The sequence below is a fragment of the Pseudomonas sp. NPDC088322 genome (genome assembly GCF_044740745.1).
In the GTDB taxonomy this organism is placed as follows: domain Bacteria; phylum Pseudomonadota; class Gammaproteobacteria; order Pseudomonadales; family Pseudomonadaceae; genus Aquipseudomonas; species Aquipseudomonas shirazensis.
The window spans coordinates 212,980-227,687 of sequence record NZ_JBIURK010000007.1; the positions used below are offsets into that span (position 1 = coordinate 212,980).

Below are 14,708 nucleotides of genomic sequence, written 5' to 3' on the forward strand. Positions count from 1 at the left end.
GGCGACCTCTGCGGGCCGTGTGACTAAGCTACCCGGCAAGCCCAGGCAAAAGTCGCACGCTGGCGACCAACATTTGCACCCTGGCGACTACCTTGTGCGGGAGCCCTCGATGGCCGTTACCATTCACTTTCTGCTGTTGCCGGGTTTTTCCGCGATGGGCTTTATCAGTGCCCTGGAGCCGTTGCGGGTGGCCAACCGCTTTCGCGGGACGTTATATCGCTGGCGCGTGCTCAGCCTGGACGGCGGCGCGGTGCAGGCGAGCAATGGCATGTCGGTCAATGCCGATGCTGCATTGGCGGGGGAGGCGGCGCCGCAGATGCTTTTGGTGGTGGCCGGCTTTGACCCGCTGGCGCACTACAGCCTGGGTTTGCAGCAGGCACTGCGCCGGCTCGAGCATGAAGGAGTGATCCTCGGCGGGATCGATACCGGCGCGATGCTGCTGGCTGAAGCCGGCCTGCTCGAAGGCTACCGGGCGACTTTGCACTGGGAAGCGCTGGAAGCGTTCAAGGAGCGCTACCCACGCTTACAGGCCACGCAGGAGTTGTTCGAGATCGACCGGCGGCGGATCACCTGTGCCGGTGGTACGGCCTCGATCGACCTGATGCTCGATCTGATCGCCCAGGCCCATGGCAGCGAGTTGGCGGTACAGGTCTCGGAGCAGTTCGTGCTCGGCCGCATCCGCCCACGCCAGGATCACCAGCGCATGCAGATTGCCGCGCGCTACGGGCTGAGCAACAAGAAGCTGGTCAAGGTGATCGGCGAGATGGAGCGCAATACCGAGGAGCCGTTGCATACCCAGGTGCTGGCCGACCTGATCCAGGTCACCCGGCGCCAGTTGGAGCGGTTGTTCCGGCTGCACCTGAACGACACGCCGAGCGGCTTCTATCTGCGCCTGCGGCTGGACAAGGCGCGCCAGTTGCTACGCCAGACCGACATGAGCGTGCTGCAGGTCAGCATCGCCTGCGGCTTTGACTCGGCGTCATACTTTACCCGCTGTTACCGGGCGCGCTTCGAGCGCTGCCCGCGGGCCGACCGCCACACCAGTGCGGCGTCATGAAGGCGGCGGATCATTGCTGGCCGATCGACTGCAGGTATTCGGAGCGATCATCGCTGCGCTGCGCTACGCAGGTGTTCCAGGCGGCTTCGAAGGCCTTACTGCCGGGTTTTTCAGCGGCGGTCTCGACCTTGCAGTCGGCATCGCGCAGTTGCGTCCACAGGGTCTGCGCAGCGCGGAAACGCTCGGACAGGCTCTGCACCTTGTCGCCCTCATCCGGATACTGGTCGCGAATCCGCTGGATCAGGTCATCGAACGCCGCTTGCAACTCACGCTCGGCGGTCTGCTTGTTGTAGGCGGCGCAGGCGTAGCCCTGGGCATCGCTGTCGACGTTGTCGCATGGGGTGGACTCATCGTCGGCGGCGAACGCGAACGGCGCGCTCAACAATAAAGTCAGGCCTATCAATGAATTGATCCGCAGCATGTTCACTTCCCATGAAAAAGTCGGGCAATTCTCGCTCAGCGCTGCCCCCTTGAACAGGCTTGAGCGACATTTGTCATGAAGCCAACTGTCGCGGTGAGGGCTTTGACGCTTTCGGTATGGCCCTTGTCGTTTTTGCATCCGGCTCGTCGTTCGCGCAGGCATATGCTGGCCCTAAACGCCGACACCTGATTCGGCGCAACCTATATCAAAAAGGGGACAGCCTGATGAGCCCAGCCGAATTACACGCCGACAGCATCGTCATCGATGGCCTGATCATCGCCAAGTGGAACCGCGAGCTGTTCGAGGACATGCGTAAAGGCGGCCTGACCGCAGCCAACTGCACAGTGTCGGTGTGGGAAGGGTTCAAGGCCACCGTCGACCAGATCGCCGCCAGCCAGAAGCTGATCCGCGACAACAGCGACCTGGTGATGCCGGTACGCACCACCGCCGACATCCGCAAGGCCAAGGAGCTGGGCAAGACCGGCATCCTCTTCGGCTTCCAGAACGCCCACGCCTTCGAGGACCAGATCGCCTACGTCGATGTGTTCAAGCAGCTCGGCGTCGGCATCGTGCAGATGTGCTACAACACCCAGAACCTGGTCGGCACCGGTTGCTACGAGCGTGATGGCGGCCTGTCTGGTTTCGGTCGCGAAATCGTCGCCGAGATGAACCGCGTCGGGATCATGTGCGACCTGTCCCATGTCGGCTCGAAAACCTCCGAAGAAGTCATCCTCGAATCGAAAAAACCGGTGTGCTACTCGCACTGCCTGCCGTCGGGCCTGAAAGAACACCCGCGCAACAAGTCCGATGCCGAACTCAAGTTCATCGCCGATCACGGCGGCTTCGTTGGCGTGACCATGTTTGCGCCGTTCCTGGCCAAGGGCATCGATTCGACCATCGACGATTACGCCGAGGCGATCGAATACACCATGAACATCGTCGGTGAAGATTCCATCGGCATCGGCACCGACTTTACCCAGGGTCACGGCCAGGAGTTCTTCGAATACCTGACCCACGACAAGGGCTACGCCCGCCGTCTGACCAACTTCGGCAAGATCATCAACCCGCTTGGCATCCGCACTGTAGGCGAGTTCCCCAACCTCACCGAAACCCTGCTCAAGCGCGGCCACAGCGAACGCGTGGTGCGCAAGATCATGGGCGAGAACTGGGTCAACGTGCTCAAGGATGTGTGGGGCGAGTAAGCCGCACTCCAAACCGCTCTGCCCAGGCCAAAACAGTCTGGGCCATCTCTCAAAAATTTCTGGAGTTAAGTTTCCATGGCCAAGATCGCCCCGCAATTGCCAATCGAAGTCGACAGCGAGACCGGTGTCTGGACTTCCGACGCGCTGCCGATGCTGTATGTGCCACGCCATTTCTTCGTCAACAACCACATGGGTATCGAAGAAGTACTGGGCGCCGACGCCTATGCCGAGATCCTCTACAAGGCCGGCTACAAGTCGGCCTGGCACTGGTGTGAAAAAGAAGCCGAATGCCATGGCCTGGAAGGCGTGGCGGTGTTCGAACACTACATGAAGCGCCTGTCCCAGCGCGGCTGGGGCCTGTTTGAAATTGAAGCCATCGACCTCGACAAGGGCACCTGCAGCGTCAGGCTCAAGCACTCGGCGTTCGTCTATGTGTACGGCAAGGTTGGCCGCAAGGTCGACTACATGTTCACCGGCTGGTTTGCCGGCGCCATGGACCAGATTCTCGCCGCCCGTGGCAGCTCGCTGCGCACAGTGGCAGAGCAGGTCTACGGCGGGTCGGAAGAGGGCCACGAAGATGGCCTGTTCGTTACAAAGCCGTTGTAAGCCTGAGCCGGAGATAGCGTCATGGCCTTCGAAGCAATGTTCCAGCCGATCCAGATCGGCAAACTGACCATCCGTAACCGCGTGCTGAGTACTGCTCACGCCGAGGTGTATGCCACCGACGGCGGCATGACCACCGACCGTTACGTCAAATACTACGAAGAGAAGGCCAAGGGCGGTATCGGCCTGGCCATCTGTGGTGGCTCGTCGGTGGTCGCCATCGACAGCCCGCAGGAATGGTGGGCTTCGGTCAACCTGTCGACCGACCGGATCATCCCGCACTTCCAGAACCTTGCCGACGCCATGCACAAGCACGGCGCCAAGATCATGATTCAGATTACCCACATGGGCCGTCGCTCACGCTGGGACGGTTTCAACTGGCCAACCCTGATGTCGCCGTCGGGCGTGCGTGAGCCAGTGCACCGTGCTACCTGCAAGACCATCGAGCCGGAAGAGATCTGGCGGGTGATCGGCAACTATGCGCAAGCTGCGCGCCGGGCCAAGGAAGGTGGCCTGGATGGCGTCGAACTGTCGGCGGTGCACCAGCACATGATCGACCAGTTCTGGAGCCCGCGGGTCAACAAGCGTACCGACGAATGGGGCGGCAGCTTCGAAGGCCGGATGAAGTTCGGCATGGAAGTGCTCAAAGCCGTGCGCGCCGAGGTTGGCGACGATTTCTGCGTGGGCATGCGCATCTGTGGTGACGAGTTCCACCCCGATGGCCTCAGCCACGAAGACATGAAGCAGATCGCCGCGTACTACGATGCGACCGGCATGCTCGATTTCTTCGGTGTGATCGGTTCGGGCTGCGACACCCACAACACCCTGGCCAACGTCATCCCCAACATGAGCTTCCCGCCGGAGCCGTTCCTGCACCTGGCAGCCGGCATCAAGGAAGTGGTCAAGGTCCCGGTGCTGCACGCGCAGAACATCAAGGACCCGAACCAGGCGCAGCGCATCCTCGAAGGCGGCTATGTCGACATGGTCGGCATGACTCGGGCGCACATGGCTGACCCGCACCTGATCGCCAAGATCAAGATGGGCCAGATCGACCAGATCAAACAATGCGTCGGTGCCAACTACTGCATCGACCGCCAGTATCAAGGGCTGGATGTGCTGTGCATCCAGAACGCCGCGACCTCCCGTGAATACATGGGCGTGCCGCACATCATCGAGAAGACTACCGGCGTCAAACGCAAGGTGGTGGTGGTCGGTGCCGGCCCTGCCGGCATGGAAGCGGCGCGGGTTGCCGCCGAGCGTGGCCACGACGTCACCGTGTTCGAGAAGAAAGAGCAGATGGGCGGGCAGATCACCATTGCTGCCAAGGCTCCGCAACGCGACCAGATTGCCGGTATCACCCGCTGGTACCAGCTCGAATTCGCCCGCTTGAAGATCGACCTGCGCCTGGGCACTGCGGCCGACATCGCGACCATCCAGGACCTGCGCCCGGACGTGATCGTGCTGGCGGTCGGCGGCCATCCGTTCGTCGAGCAGAACGAGCATTGGGGCGCTGCCGAAGGCCTGGTGGTCAGCAGTTGGGACGTGCTCGATGGCAAGGTTGCGCCGGGCAAGAACGTGCTGGTGTACGACACCATCTGCGAATTCACCGGTATGTCGACCGCGGACTTCATTGCCGACAAAGGCAGCCAGGTCGAGATCGTCACCGACGACATCAAGCCAGGCGTGGCCATGGGCGGCACCACCTTCCCGACCTACTACCGCAGCATGTACCCGAAAGAAGTGATCATGACCGGCGACCTGATGCTGGAAAAGGTCTACCGCGAAGGCGACAAGCTGATCGCGGTGCTGGAAAACGAGTACACCGGCGCCAAGGAAGAGCGGGTGGTTGACCAGGTGGTGATCGAGAACGGTGTGCGTCCTGACGAAGAGCTGTACTACGGGCTCAAAGAGGGGTCGCGCAACAAGGGCCAGATCGATGTGGAGGCGCTGTTTGCCATCAAGCCACAGCCGATCCTCAGCCAGCCGGGCGAAGGCTACTTGCTCTATCGCATTGGTGACTGCGTGGCCCAGCGCAACGTGCACGCGGCGATCTACGACGCCTTGCGGCTGTGCAAGGACTTCTGATCGATCGCACATGAACTGGCCCTCCTGTAGGAGCGGCCTTGTGTCGCGAAAGGGTCGCGAAGCGGCCCCGGCGATCTTGTGACGCTACATAGATCCTGGGGCTGCGTTGCAGCCCTTTCGCGACGCAAGGCCGCTCCTACAGGGGTCCGCGCCGCGCTTGCTTGAGCGCGGCGCACGATTTCAGCTGTTGTGGGAGCCTCCCATGTTAAACACCCTTTTACCCATTCTGCTGTTCGCGGCCCTTGGCCTGGCAGTGCTCGGCGCGTTGCGCCGGGTGCGCATGTGGCGCCGTGGCCGGCCGTCCAAGGTCAACCTGCTCGGCGGCCTGCTGGCCATGCCGCGGCGCTACCTGGTGGATCTGCACCATGTGGTCGAGCGCGACAAGTACATGTCCAACACCCACGTCGCCACTGCAGGCGGCTTTGTGTTGTCGGCAGCGCTGGCGATTCTGGTGCATGGCTTTGGCCTGCAGAACAAGATCCTTGGCTACGCCCTGCTGGTCGCCACCGTGATCATGTTCACCGGCGCACTGTTCGTCTTCAAGCGGCGCCTCAATCCGCCTGCGCGGCTTTCCAAAGGGCCATGGATGCGCCTGCCGAAAAGCCTGTTGATATTCGCGGCGAGCTTCTTCATTGCGACGCTGCCGGTGGCCGGCATCCTGCCCGCCAATACTGGCGGCTGGGTGATGGTCGCGGTGCTGGGCCTTGGTGTGTTGTGGGGCGTGTCCGAGCTGTTCTTCGGCATGACCTGGGGCGGGCCGATGAAGCACGCCTTCGCCGGTGCCCTGCACCTGGCCTGGCACCGCCGCGCCGAACGCTTTGGCGGTGGCCGCTCGACCGGGCTCAAGCCAATCGATCTGGAAGACCCGAACGCGCTGCTCGGTGTAGAAAAGCCTGCCGATTTCACCTGGAACCAACTGCTCGGTTTTGACGCCTGCGTGCAGTGCGGCAAGTGTGAGGCGATGTGCCCGGCGTTCGCCGCTGGTCAGCCACTGAACCCGAAGAAGCTGATCCAGGACATGGTCATCGGCCTGGCCGGTGGCACCGACGCCAAGTTCGCCGGCAGCCCGTATCCGGGCAAGCCGCTGGGCGAGCATGGCGGCCATCCGCATCAGCCGATCGTCAATGGCCTGGTCGATGCCGACACGCTGTGGTCCTGCACCACTTGCCGTGCCTGCGTCGAGGAATGCCCGATGATGATCGAGCACGTCGATGCCATCGTCGACATGCGCCGTCACCTGACTTTGGAACGAGGCGCCACGCCGAACAAGGGCGCCGAGGTGCTCGACAACCTGATCGCCACCGACAACCCGGGCGGCTTCAACCCGGGTGGGCGAATGAACTGGGCCGCCGACCTCAACCTGCAGCTGCTCAGCGAGGTGAAAACCACCGAGGTGCTGTTCTGGGTCGGTGATGGTGCCTTCGACATGCGCAACCAGCGCACCCTGCGTGCCTTCGTCAAAGTGCTGAAGGCGGCAGGCGTGGACTTTGCCGTGCTCGGCCTGGAAGAACGCGACAGCGGCGACGTTGCCCGTCGCCTGGGCGATGAAGCTACCTTCCAGCAACTGGCCAAACGCAATATCCAGACCCTGGCGCAGTACCGCTTCAAGCGCATCGTCACCTGCGACCCGCACAGCTTCCATGTGCTGAAGAATGAATACGGCGCGCTCGGTGGTGACTATCAGGTGCTGCACCACAGCACTTATATCGCCGAGCTGATCGCCGCCAACAAGCTCAACCTCGGCCAGCACAAAGGTTCCAGCGTGACCTATCACGACCCGTGCTACCTGGGCCGCTACAACGGCGAGTACGAGGCGCCGCGCGAAGTGCTCAAGGCGCTGGGCATCGAAGTGCGCGAGATGCAGCGCTCGGGCTTCCGTTCACGCTGCTGCGGCGGCGGTGGCGGTGCGCCGATCACCGACATCCCGGGCAAGCAACGGATCCCCGATATGCGCATGGACGACATCCGCGAAACCGAGGCCGAAGTGGTCGCCGTGGGTTGCCCACAGTGCACCGCGATGCTTGAAGGCGTGGTCGAACCACGGCCACTGATCAAGGACCTCGCCGAGTTGGTCGCCGATGTGCTGATCGAAGCCGATGCTCCAGCTACTGCGAAACTTGCAGCAGCCAAACGTGAACCTGCGGAGGTGCATTGATGAGCGACATCATCCGCCGCGACCCACGCGCCGAGTGGATCGCCCGTAACCGTCTGCATCCGCTGCACGCAGCGATGCAGACCCAGCAAACCAGCTGGATGGGGCCCAATGGCATCATCCGCAAGAACCCCCACGCAATTGCCGCAGGCTTCATTGCGGCCAGCGGCCTCAAGCGCCTGGACCGCAGCGGTGCCCAGCAAGGCACCGCTACCGGGGGCCGGCGTACGGCTGCAGCTGAAGTGCAGTTGCCGCTACATCAGGTGGCAGATCCTGCGTTCTACATCGCCGTGGTCCCGGACATGGTCGGCGGCCGCCTTGGCCCTCACGACCGCGACTTGCTCGGCCTGGCCCACAGCCTGGCCGGCAAGGATGGCGCGGTGCTGGCAATTGTTTTTGGCGAGCACAAGGAAGGCAATTTCGGCGCCGCCGGTGTCGATCGCCTGCTGGTGATCGAAGGCGAGGCATTCCAGGGTTATGCACCGGAGCAACTGGTGCAGGGCCTGCGCGCTGTGGATAACCAGTTTGCCCCGCAGCACTGGCTGCTGCCCGACAGCCGCACCGGTGGCGGTGAGCTTGGCCGGCGCTTTGCTGCATCACTGGGTGAACGCCCGGCGACGCGGGTCTGGCAGATCAAGGATGGCCAGTGCATCGGCCGTGCTGGCGCGGGCCAACAAGACCTGCAACGGGGCATGGCACGGCTGATTCTGGCTGCTGCCGAATGCGCCGAGCCGGTCAGTGAAACCCGCCATGAAGCGCTGCCGGTCGAGTTGTCCACAAGCGTTGCGCGCAGCTTGTCGCGCATCGAAGACCTTGGCTCGGTGGCGGTCGACCCGGCCGCCATTGCCATGGCCGAGTCGGAATTCATCGTCTCTGGCGGTAACGGCGTCAAGGACTGGGAGCTGTTCCACCGTGCCACCGCTGCATTGGGCGCCACCGAAGGTGCCTCGCGGGTGGCGGTCGACGACGGCTTCATGCCGCGTACGCGCCAGGTGGGTGCCACCGGTACCTGGGTTACCGCACGGGTGTACGTTGCGGTCGGCATCTCAGGCGCGATCCAGCACCTGCAGGGCATTGGTGCCTGTGACAAGGTGGTGGCGGTGAACATGGACCCTGGCTGCGACATGATCAAACGGGCCGACCTGTCAGTGATTGGCGACAGCGCGGCGATTCTTCAGGCTCTGATCGAAGCTGTGGATAACTACCGCAGCGGCGGCCAGCGCGACGCGGCATAAGGGTTCCAACATGAGTACAAAGGTCATTAGCCTGGTTTCCATTGGTGCTCATCCCGGCTCTGGCCGTAGTCGCCGGGCCGAGCAGGATGCCCGTGCGGTCGAGCTGGGGTTGCAGCTGGCTGGGGATAACTTGCAGGTGGTGCATGCTGGCGATCACCGCCAGGAGGCGCTGCGCGCTTATCTGGGCATGGGCCTGGATCATCTGGATGTACTTGAGCAACCGGAAGGGGCTGATGTGCTCGAGGTGCTTGGCGACTATCTACGTGATGCTGGCGCCCAGTTGGTGTTGACCGGCAGCCAGGCCGAGACCGGCGAGGGTTCCGGCATGTTGCCGTTCTTGCTCGCCGAGAAGCTGGGTTGGCCATTGATTGTCGGGCTGGCCGAGGTCGAGTCGATCGAGAATGGCACCGCCCAGGTATTGCAGGCGCTGCCGCGTGGTCAGCGGCGCCGGTTGAAAGTGCGCTTGCCGTTGCTGGCCACTGTGGATAACGCAGCGCCCAAGCCACGCCAAAGCGCGTTCGGACCTGCGCGGCGTGGCGTGCTGGCAGCGCGTGATGTGGCGATTGTCGAAGATGAGCTGCTGGCGGATGCCGAGCTGCAACCGGCCCGACCACGGCCCAAGCGGCTCAAGGTGATCAAGGCCAAGAGCGGCGCGGATCGGATGAAGGCTGCAACAGCCAAGGCCAGCGGTGGTGGCGGCAAGGTGCTGAAGGATGTTTCTCCCCAGGAAGGCGCCGAGGCCATCCTCAAGCTGCTGGTAGAGGAAGGAGTGCTGCGCTAGTAGCGGCCTCCCGACTCATGCGGGTACGGCGGTGGCGCGCGGTCCCTGTAGGAGCGGCCTTGTGTCGCGAAAGGGCTGCGAAGCGGCCCTACATTTTCAACTTCACCGCTGACATCGTTGGGCCCGCTCTGCGGGCCTTTCGCGACACAAGGCCGCTCCTACAGGGGGCAGTGGTGTTACGCACATTTGCTGTTAGCCAGGCTGTGGATAAAGTGTTCGCTAATGCCTGCAGCCCTTTGAATTCGCGGCTTACAGCCAGATGTACAATAATTGATCAGGCTAAGCCATGGATTTTCATGGCTTTTTTGCGTGTTCAAGCTTTGAAGTTGCCCACAATCGCTGTTAGCCGGCCTGTGGATAAACTGTTCGGCTAACTCGCTAGGCCACGTAGTCCGTGGCTTACATGGAATTGATCAAAATTCGATCAATCTTCTTCACAAGATGCTCAGATGCCTGAGATTCAGGGCTCTCGATAGCTTATCCACATGCGTAGCGAGCGTTGTTCACAAAGTCTGTTGGCGCTTCTGTGGACAACATGTTCGGCATCCGCTGCAAGCCACGTATCTAAAGGCCTGCATGGAATTGATCAATAATTGATCAGGAGGGGAGTGGAGCGAGGTCTGAGGATGCTGCCGGGTACCTGTGGACAACTTGCCGGGCACACCATAGGCATGCCCGGCAGGTCTATTACTGCGTAACGACTTCTTTCAGATAAGGCGCAGGTTCCGCCCCGAGGTTTTCCAGCACGCGCTGGCTGTACCAGTCGATGAAGTTGACCACACCAAACTCGTAAGTCTTGGAGTACGGCCCAGGCTGATAAGCAGTGGAGTTGATCCCGCGCTGGTTCTCTTCAGCCAGACGGCGGTCCTGGTCGTTGGTCGCGTCCCACACTTTGCGCATCTGCTCTGGGTCGTAATCAACGCCTTCAACAGCGTCCTTGTGGACCAGCCACTTGGTGCTGACCAGGGTCTCCTGAGCACTGATCGGCCACACCGTGAAGACAATCATGTGATCGCCCATGCAGTGGTTCCAGGAGTGCGGCAGGTGCAGGATGCGCATCGAGCCCAGGTCTGGGTTCTGGATGCGGCCCATGAGCTTCTTGCTCGCCTGCTTGCCGTCCATGGTCATGGACACGGTGCCCTTGAGCAGCGGCATGCGCACGATGCGGTTACGCAGGCCGTGGCTCTTGTGCAGGTAAGGGATCTTCTCCGCTTCCCAGGCCGTAGCGCAGGCGGCGACGTGGTCCTTGAACGACTGATCGGCACGCGGGTCGTTGGTGTCGTCCCACTCGAGCAGGGTCTTGAGCAGCTCTGGGTGCGAGCCCGAGCAGTGGTAGCACTCGCGGTTGTTCTCCAGCACCAGCTTCCAGTTGGCTTTCTCCATCAAGGTGGTTTGCACCGCCACCTTGGTGTTCTCCATGTCGTACGGTTCCATGTAGTGGTCGAGCGTAGCCAGGAACTCGTCGATAGCCGGCGGGTTCTGCGCCAGGCTGATGAAGATGTAGCCACCAGCGACCTTGACGTTGACCGGCTTGAGGCCGTACTCCTTCATGTCGAAGTCATCGCCCATTTCGGTGCCGGCAAACAGCAGGCGACCGTCCAGCTCGTAGGTCCACTGGTGGTAATGGCAGACCAGCTTGGCGACCTTGCCCTTCTCGCTGGTGCACAGCCGCGAACCGCGGTGGCGGCAGACGTTGTGGAACGCATGCACCTTGCCTTCGGCGCCGCGGATGACAATGATCGGGTTTTTGCCGACTTGCAGGGTGAGGAAGTTGCCCTTGGTCGGGATCTCGCAGGTCATGCCCGCGATCAGCCATTCCTTCTGGAAAATTTCCTGCATGTCGATCTGAAACAGACGCTCGTCAGTGTAGAACGGCTGGGGCAGCGAGTAGGTGCGCTCGCGGGTCTGCAGCATCTCGGCGGTGGCCTTGCGTGCAGCTTCCAGTGGATCGCCCAGGCTCAGGGTTGCGGTGACGTCCATCGTTGTAATCCTCAAGGCCGATAAAGGCCGGCGAAAGGTGGCTAATCGTTGTTTTAGTGCCGCAAGGCAGGTGCAGAAAACATCAGGTCTATTTGCCGTGGAGTGTGCGATCAAGGGCGCCTTGAGCCGTATCCATGGGCGACATGGCCGAATCGAATTCCGACGCGCCAGCCCTTGTCGTGCGGGGCTGGTCGCGATAAGCACGCCGATGTCGCTGATGGGAATGTGCCGGGCCACGGCCTTGAGCATTATCGGAGCCATAAAAGGCCGGTAGTCGGCCGTTGGAGAACAACATGTCCGAAACATTCCTCAACCCGGTCAGCACCCAGACCTGGGCCAACGGCCGCCACATCGTGCGCTGCGTCAAGGTCATCCAGGAAACCTGGGATGTGCGCACCTTCTGCTTCATGGCCGACCAGCCGATCATGTTCTTCTTCAAGCCCGGCCAGTTCGTCACCCTGGAGCTTGAAATCGAAGGCAAGCAGGTGATGCGCTCGTACACCATCTCCAGTTCGCCGTCGGTGCCGTACAGCTTCTCGATCACGGTCAAGCGGGTACCGGGTGGGCATGTTTCCAACTACCTGCACGACACCATGCACGAAGGCGCCGAACTGCCGGTGCACGGCCCGGTCGGCTTGTTCAACGCAATCGATTTCCCGGCACCGAAGGTGCTCTACCTTAGCGGTGGCGTCGGTATCACCCCGGTGATGTCGATGGCGCGCTGGTTCTACGACACCAACGCCAATGTCGACATGGTGTTCGTCCACAGCGCGCGTTCACCGAAGGACATCATCTACCACCGCGAGCTGGAACAGATGGCCTCGCGCATCCCCAACTTCAGCCTGCACATCATTTGTGAGAAGCACGGGCTGGGCGAGCCGTGGGCAGGTTATCGGGGGTATCTGAACCAGCGCCTGATGGAGCTGATCGCCCCGGATTACATGGAGCGCGTGGTGTTCTGCTGCGGGCCTACGCCGTACATGAGCGCGGTCAAGCGTATGCTCGAGGCGGTCGGCTTCGACATGAAGAACTACCACGAGGAGTCGTTTGGCGCGACCCCGGCGGAGGCCAAGGCCGACGCTGTCGAGCACGCCGAACAGGCAGCCGATGCTCCGGAAGTGGATCTGTCCGATCTGAACCTGGTGGAGTTCGTCGGCAGCGAGAAGAGCATCCGCGTGGCCCCGGGCGAGACCGTGCATGCGGCGGCGGCCAAGGTCGGCCTGATGATCCCGAAAGCCTGCGGCATGGGCATCTGCGGCACCTGCAAGGTGCTCAAGCTGGGCGGCGAAGTGGACATGGAGCACAACGGCGGCATCACCGAAGAGGATGAAGCCGAGGGCTACATCCTCTCCTGCTGCAGCGTGCCGCGCGGCGACGTTCGTATCGAGTACTAAGCCGAGGCCGCTTGAGCGCTCTTGAGCGCTGCAGCCTGGGTCAGACGCGGAAGCGTGCAACCAGGCTGCTGAGGTCGACGGCCAGGCGCGACAGCTCGGCACTCGCCGCGCTGGTCTGGTGTGCCCCGGTGGCGCTTTGCACCGACAGGTCGTTGATGTTGACCAGATTACGGTCAACTTCGCGGGCGACCTGAGCCTGCTCTTCGGCCGCACTGGCGATGACCAGGTTACGCTCGTTGATGTGTGCTACGGCCGTGGCGATTGTGTCCAGCGCCAGGCCCGCGCCGCGGGCGATGTTCAGGGTCGATTCGGCGCGTTCGGTGCTGGTGCGCATCGACTCGACCGCCTGGCCGGTGCCGCCCTGGATGGTGCCGATCATGCGCTCGATCTCGCTGGTCGACTGCTGGGTGCGATGCGCCAGTGCACGCACTTCGTCAGCCACCACGGCAAAACCACGCCCGGCCTCACCGGCCCGCGCTGCCTCGATGGCGGCGTTGAGGGCGAGCAGGTTGGTCTGGTCGGCCAGGCCGCGAATCACGTCGAGTACCTTGCCGATATCACGCGACTGTTCGGCCAGGTGAGTGATCAGCTTGGCAGTACCCTGCACGTCACCGCTCATGCGCTCGATGGCGCTGACGGTTTCCAGTACCAGGTCACGGCCATCGCTGGTGGAACGGCTGGCTTCAGCCGAAGCCTCCGAGGTGCTGACGGCATTGCGCGCCACTTCCTCGACCGCGCTGGTCATCTCGGTAACGGCAGTGGCGGCCTGTTCGATTTCGGCGTTCTGCTGCTGCAGGCCGCGCGCGCTCTCGTCGGTCACGCTGTTGAGCTCTTCGGCCGCCGAGGCCAGCTGGGTAGAGGAGCCGGCGATCAGGTGCAGGGTGTCGCGCAGCTTTTCCTGCATGCGGGCCATGGCTCGCTGCAGGCGCGCTGCTTCGTCGCTGCCTTCGGCGCGAATGGTGTGGGTGAGGTCGCCGTCGGCTACCTGTTCAGCTGCCTGCAAGGCTTCTTCGATCGGCTTGACGATGCTGCGGGTCAGCAGCAATGCGCAGATCAGGGTCAGCACGGTGGCGGCGATGAGCAGACCGATCACCAGGGTGAACGCCGTGCTGTACTGATTGGCGGCGGTGGCGTTAGCGTTGCGCGCCTGCTCGGTGTTCATTTCCAGCAGGGTGTTCATGACCTTGTTGATCTGCTCGGAGTTGGTCAGCAGGTCGCGGTTGAGCAGGTCGGCCAGTTCCTCGATGCGGTTGGCCTGACTCAGGTTGCGCATGCGGGTTTCCAGCTGGCGGTACTGGGTCAGCAACTGGCCGTACTGATCGAACGCGGCTTGTTCTTCGACGTCGACGATAAACGTCTGGTAACGGCTCTGGGCCTTGTCGATTTGCGCGTTGCGCTCGTCCAGCAGGCGCAGGGTGTCTTGCTGAGCGGCCGGGTCACGATTGACCAGCAGACGATAGGACAGCGTACGCAAGCGCAGGCTCAACGCGGTCAGTTCATCGAGGGTTTTGATGCTCGGCACGTTGATGCTTTCGATGGCGACACCCGCCTGGCGAATCTTGCCCATCTGGACCAGCGAAAATACGCCAAGGCCAAGCATCAATGCGCCGATCAAGGCAAACCCGAGCAAGGCGCGCGGGGCGATATTCATATTGCGTAGGGACATGATTTGGACAATCCGGGCAAGGTAAGGTGGCGCGCAATCCTTGCGTCGAGATAAGACCTGTATGGCTATCGGTCATGACCGGCCAGTCTTGAGTTCGATGAGCAAAAGCCCGAGTTGGCCGCGACAAATCCT

Annotated in this window: 11 protein-coding genes and 1 pseudogene; 8 read left to right on the forward strand and 4 right to left on the reverse strand. The window is 62.2% G+C overall.

Features of this window, described 5'->3' with window-relative positions:
* The first annotated feature begins 109 nt into the window (after positions 1–109).
* Complete coding sequence (locus ACIOAU_RS19375) at positions 110–1,057, forward strand: GlxA family transcriptional regulator (RefSeq protein ID WP_086976920.1); 948 nt, start codon at positions 110–112, stop codon at positions 1,055–1,057.
* 10 nt (positions 1,058–1,067) lie between these two features.
* Here ACIOAU_RS19375 and ACIOAU_RS19380 read toward each other — a convergent pair whose 3' ends face one another.
* Complete coding sequence (locus tag ACIOAU_RS19380) at positions 1,068–1,469, reverse strand: lysozyme inhibitor LprI family protein (RefSeq protein ID WP_371411593.1); 402 nt, start codon at positions 1,467–1,469, stop codon at positions 1,068–1,070.
* A gap of 233 nt (positions 1,470–1,702) precedes the next feature.
* Between ACIOAU_RS19380 and ACIOAU_RS19385 the strand changes: the two genes are divergently transcribed.
* From ACIOAU_RS19385 to ACIOAU_RS19410, 6 genes are all read left to right on the forward strand, one after another.
* A complete protein-coding gene (locus tag ACIOAU_RS19385) occupies positions 1,703–2,680 on the forward strand; it encodes a dipeptidase (RefSeq protein ID WP_086976918.1) in 978 nt (325 codons plus the stop codon).
* A gap of 75 nt (positions 2,681–2,755) precedes the next feature.
* Entirely contained in the window at positions 2,756–3,286 is a 531-nt protein-coding gene (locus ACIOAU_RS19390) for a DUF5943 domain-containing protein (protein ID WP_101322482.1), read from the forward strand.
* 21 nt (positions 3,287–3,307) lie between these two features.
* Positions 3,308–5,368 carry a dimethylglycine demethylation protein DgcA gene (gene dgcA / locus ACIOAU_RS19395; protein WP_101322481.1) on the forward strand — a complete coding sequence of 687 codons (2,061 nt, stop codon included), beginning with the start codon at positions 3,308–3,310 and terminating at the stop codon, positions 5,366–5,368.
* 202 nt (positions 5,369–5,570) lie between these two features.
* Positions 5,571–7,523, forward strand: a complete 1,953-nt coding sequence (gene dgcB / locus ACIOAU_RS19400; protein WP_401184025.1) for a dimethylglycine demethylation protein DgcB — start codon at positions 5,571–5,573, stop codon at positions 7,521–7,523.
* The gene (locus tag ACIOAU_RS19405) at positions 7,523–8,755 is read left to right on the forward strand and encodes an electron transfer flavoprotein subunit alpha/FixB family protein (RefSeq protein WP_103435267.1); all 1,233 of its coding nucleotides are present in this window, start codon (positions 7,523–7,525) and stop codon (positions 8,753–8,755) included. The genes dgcB and ACIOAU_RS19405 overlap by 1 nt, the downstream gene beginning before the upstream one ends.
* A gap of 10 nt (positions 8,756–8,765) precedes the next feature.
* A complete protein-coding gene (locus tag ACIOAU_RS19410; RefSeq protein ID WP_150572817.1) occupies positions 8,766–9,536 on the forward strand; it encodes an electron transfer flavoprotein subunit beta in 771 nt (256 codons plus the stop codon).
* Positions 9,537–10,223: 687 nt separating this feature from the next.
* On the opposite strand, the gene gbcA is transcribed toward ACIOAU_RS19410, so the two are convergent.
* Positions 10,224–11,516, reverse strand: coding sequence for a glycine-betaine demethylase subunit GbcA (gene gbcA / locus ACIOAU_RS19415; protein ID WP_150572818.1), 1,293 nt, complete (start codon positions 11,514–11,516; stop codon positions 10,224–10,226).
* A 293-nt stretch (positions 11,517–11,809) separates the two neighbouring features.
* Between gbcA and gbcB the strand changes: the two genes are divergently transcribed.
* The gene (gbcB, locus tag ACIOAU_RS19420) at positions 11,810–12,910 is read left to right on the forward strand and encodes a glycine-betaine demethylase subunit GbcB (RefSeq protein WP_101322475.1); all 1,101 of its coding nucleotides are present in this window, start codon (positions 11,810–11,812) and stop codon (positions 12,908–12,910) included.
* Between the two features lie 40 nt (positions 12,911–12,950).
* Here gbcB and ACIOAU_RS19425 read toward each other — a convergent pair whose 3' ends face one another.
* Positions 12,951–13,823 carry a methyl-accepting chemotaxis protein gene (locus tag ACIOAU_RS19425; RefSeq protein ID WP_401184171.1) on the reverse strand — a complete coding sequence of 291 codons (873 nt, stop codon included), beginning with the start codon at positions 13,821–13,823 and terminating at the stop codon, positions 12,951–12,953.
* A pseudogene (locus tag ACIOAU_RS19430) lies at positions 13,806–14,576 on the reverse strand (MCP four helix bundle domain-containing protein); the annotation flags it as partial. The pseudogene ACIOAU_RS19430 and the gene ACIOAU_RS19425, both read right to left, overlap by 18 nt.
* Positions 14,577–14,708 lie beyond the last annotated feature (132 nt).

What these genes read in the sequence shown, in the direction of transcription:
- ACIOAU_RS19405 (WP_103435267.1), top strand. Translation starts at nt 7,523, where the DNA reads ATGAGCGACATCATCCGCCGCGACCCACGCGCCGAGTGGATCGCCCGT.
- ACIOAU_RS19385 (WP_086976918.1), top strand. Translation starts at nt 1,703, where the DNA reads ATGAGCCCAGCCGAATTACACGCCGACAGCATCGTCATCGATGGCCTG.
- dgcA (WP_101322481.1), top strand. Translation starts at nt 3,308, where the DNA reads ATGGCCTTCGAAGCAATGTTCCAGCCGATCCAGATCGGCAAACTGACC.
- ACIOAU_RS19390 (WP_101322482.1), top strand. Translation starts at nt 2,756, where the DNA reads ATGGCCAAGATCGCCCCGCAATTGCCAATCGAAGTCGACAGCGAGACC.
- ACIOAU_RS19410 (WP_150572817.1), top strand. Translation starts at nt 8,766, where the DNA reads ATGAGTACAAAGGTCATTAGCCTGGTTTCCATTGGTGCTCATCCCGGC.
- ACIOAU_RS19425 (WP_401184171.1), bottom strand. Translation starts at nt 13,823, where the DNA reads ATGGCCCGCATGCAGGAAAAGCTGCGCGACACCCTGCACCTGATCGCC.
- dgcB (WP_401184025.1), top strand. Translation starts at nt 5,571, where the DNA reads ATGTTAAACACCCTTTTACCCATTCTGCTGTTCGCGGCCCTTGGCCTG.
- gbcB (WP_101322475.1), top strand. Translation starts at nt 11,810, where the DNA reads ATGTCCGAAACATTCCTCAACCCGGTCAGCACCCAGACCTGGGCCAAC.
- ACIOAU_RS19375 (WP_086976920.1), top strand. Translation starts at nt 110, where the DNA reads ATGGCCGTTACCATTCACTTTCTGCTGTTGCCGGGTTTTTCCGCGATG.
- gbcA (WP_150572818.1), bottom strand. Translation starts at nt 11,516, where the DNA reads ATGGACGTCACCGCAACCCTGAGCCTGGGCGATCCACTGGAAGCTGCA.